We start from the raw sequence: 2,829 nt of genomic DNA, 5'->3' as shown, positions 1-2,829 counted from the left end.
GAAAGATTGTCCGGCGGTGTCCTACTCTCCCACACCCTCCCGAGTGCAGTACCATCGGCGCTGGAGGGCTTAGCTTCCGGGTTCGGAATGTGACCGGGCGTTTCCCCTCCGCCATGACCGCCGTAACTCTATCAACATATCAAACAACCAACCCCAACCGGGACGGTAGGAGTGTTGTTTGTTTGCCGAGAGTTGCACAGTGGACGCGTAGCATGTTCGTAGTCAAGTCCTCGGCCTATTAGTACCGGTCAACTGAACCCGTTACCGGGCTTACATTTCCGGCCTATCAACCCAGTCGTCTAGCTGGGGGCCTTACCCACCCCGAAGAGTGGTGGGATACCTCATCTTGAAGCGAGCTTCCCGCTTAGATGCTTTCAGCGGTTATCCCTTCCGAACGTAGCTAACCAGCCGTGCCCCTGGCGGGACAACTGGCACACCAGAGGTTCGTCCGTCCCGGTCCTCTCGTACTAGGGACAGCCCTTCTCAAGTATCCTACGCGCACGGCGGATAGGGACCGAACTGTCTCACGACGTTCTAAACCCAGCTCGCGTACCGCTTTAATGGGCGAACAGCCCAACCCTTGGGACCTGCTACAGCCCCAGGATGCGACGAGCCGACATCGAGGTGCCAAACCATCCCGTCGATATGGACTCTTGGGGAAGATCAGCCTGTTATCCCCGGGGTACCTTTTATCCGTTGAGCGACACCGCTTCCACACGCAAGTGCCGGATCACTAGTCCCGACTTTCGTCCCTGCTCGACCTGTCAGTCTCACAGTCAAGCTCCCTTGTGTACTTGCACTCAACACCTGATTGCCAACCAGGCTGAGGGAACCTTTGGGCGCCTCCGTTACCCTTTAGGAGGCAACCGCCCCAGTTAAACTACCCACCAGACACTGTCCCTGAACCGGATAACGGTCCGAAGTTAGATACCCAAATCAACCAGAGTGGTATTTCAAGATTGCCTCCACCCATACTGGCGTATGGACTTCACCGGCTCCCACCTATCCTACACAAGCTCATTCAGATACCAATGTCAAGCTATAGTAAAGGTCCCGGGGTCTTTCCGTCCTGCCGCGCGTAACGAGCATCTTTACTCGTACTGCAATTTCGCCGGGCCTGTGGTTGAGACAGTGGGGAAGTCGTTACGCCATTCGTGCAGGTCGGAACTTACCCGACAAGGAATTTCGCTACCTTAGGATGGTTATAGTTACCACCGCCGTTTACTGGCGCTTAAGTTCTCCGCTTCGCCCCGAAGAGCTAACAGGTCCCCTTAACGTTCCAGCACCGGGCAGGCGTCAGTCCATATACATCGAATTACTTCTTCGCATGGACCTGTGTTTTTAGTAAACAGTCGCTTCCCCCTGCTCTCTGCGGCCATACAACGCTCCACCCGCGCGGGGCTTCACGTCTCCGGCCCCCCTTCTCCCTAAGTTACGGGGGCAATTTGCCGAGTTCCTTAACCACAGTTCGCCCGATCGCCTCGGTATTCTCTACCTGACCACCTGTGTCGGTTTGGGGTACGGGCCGCTAAGAACTCGCTAGAGGCTTTTCTCGGCAGCATAGGATCACTGACTTCACCTGAATCGGCTCGGCATCACGTCTCAGCCTTCATGCGCCACGGATTTGCCTATGGCACGGCCTACACGCTTACCCCGGCACAACCACCGGCCGGGCTCAGCTACCTTCCTGCGTCACCCCATCGCTTGACTACTACCCGCCAGGTTCCCACGCTCCCCACCATAGGCCCGAAGGCCGCCGGCAGCTCGGGTGGTTAGCACAACGAGGTTCGTCAGGGTCGCTCTTTCGCGGGTACGGGAATATCAACCCGTTGTCCATCGACTACGCCTCTCGGCCTCGCCTTAGGTCCCGACTCACCCAGGGCGGATTAGCCTGGCCCTGGAACCCTTGGTCATCCGGCGGAAGGGTTTCTCACCCTTCTTTCGCTACTCATGCCTGCATTCTCACTCGTGCCGCGTCCACAACTAGGTCACCCCGCTGCTTCACCCCCGGCACGACGCTCCCCTACCCACCCACACACCTGCACCAGAAATCAAGTCCTGGCGAAGTTACAATGTGAGTGCCACAGCTTCGGCGGTGTGCTTGAGCCCCGCTACATTGTCGGCGCGGAACCACTTGACCAGTGAGCTATTACGCACTCTTTAAAGGGTGGCTGCTTCTAAGCCAACCTCCTGGTTGTCTATGCGACCCCACATCCTTTTCCACTTAGCACACGCTTAGGGGCCTTAGCTGGTGATCTGGGCTGTTTCCCTCTCGACTACGAAGCTTATCCCCCGCAGTCTCACTGCCGCGCTCTCACTTACCGGCATTCGGAGTTTGGCTGATTTCGGTAAGCTTGTGGGCCCCCTAGACCATCCAGTGCTCTACCTCCGGCAAGAAACACGCGACGCTGCACCTAAATGCATTTCGGGGAGAACCAGCTATCACGGAGTTTGATTGGCCTTTCACCCCTAACCACAGGTCATCCCCCAACTTTTCAACGTTGGTGGGTTCGGCCCTCCACACGGTCTTACCCGCGCTTCAGCCTGCCCATGGCTAGATCACTCCGCTTCGGGTCTAGAGCATGCGACTCAAACGCCCTATTCAGACTCGCTTTCGCTACGGCTCCCCCACACGGGTTAACCTCGCCACATGCCACTAACTCGCAGGCTCATTCTTCAAAAGGCACGCCGTCACCCCGCAAGGCTCCGACGGATTGTAGGCGAACGGTTTCAGGTACTATTTCACTCCCCTCCCGGGGTACTTTTCACCATTCCCTCACGGTACTCGTCCGCTATCGGTCACCAGGAAGTATTTAGGCTTACCAGGTG

2 rRNA genes (1 of these 2 running past the window's edge) are annotated in these 2,829 nt (G+C 57.2%); both read right to left on the bottom strand.

The features are described from left to right. Positions 1-8 precede the first annotated feature (8 nt). Positions 9-125: ribosomal RNA gene (gene rrf / locus E1165_RS27780) — 5S ribosomal RNA — on the bottom strand. Positions 126-218: 93 nt separating this feature from the next. Beyond that, positions 219-2,829: ribosomal RNA gene (locus E1165_RS27775) — 23S ribosomal RNA — on the bottom strand; it runs 501 nt beyond the window's last position.

Source organism: Micromonospora sp. KC723, assembly GCF_004348595.1.
Classification (GTDB): domain Bacteria; phylum Actinomycetota; class Actinomycetes; order Mycobacteriales; family Micromonosporaceae; genus Micromonospora.
The sequence above is the reverse complement of the archived record's forward strand: the minus strand, read 5'-3'. Positions and strand labels throughout refer to the sequence as shown.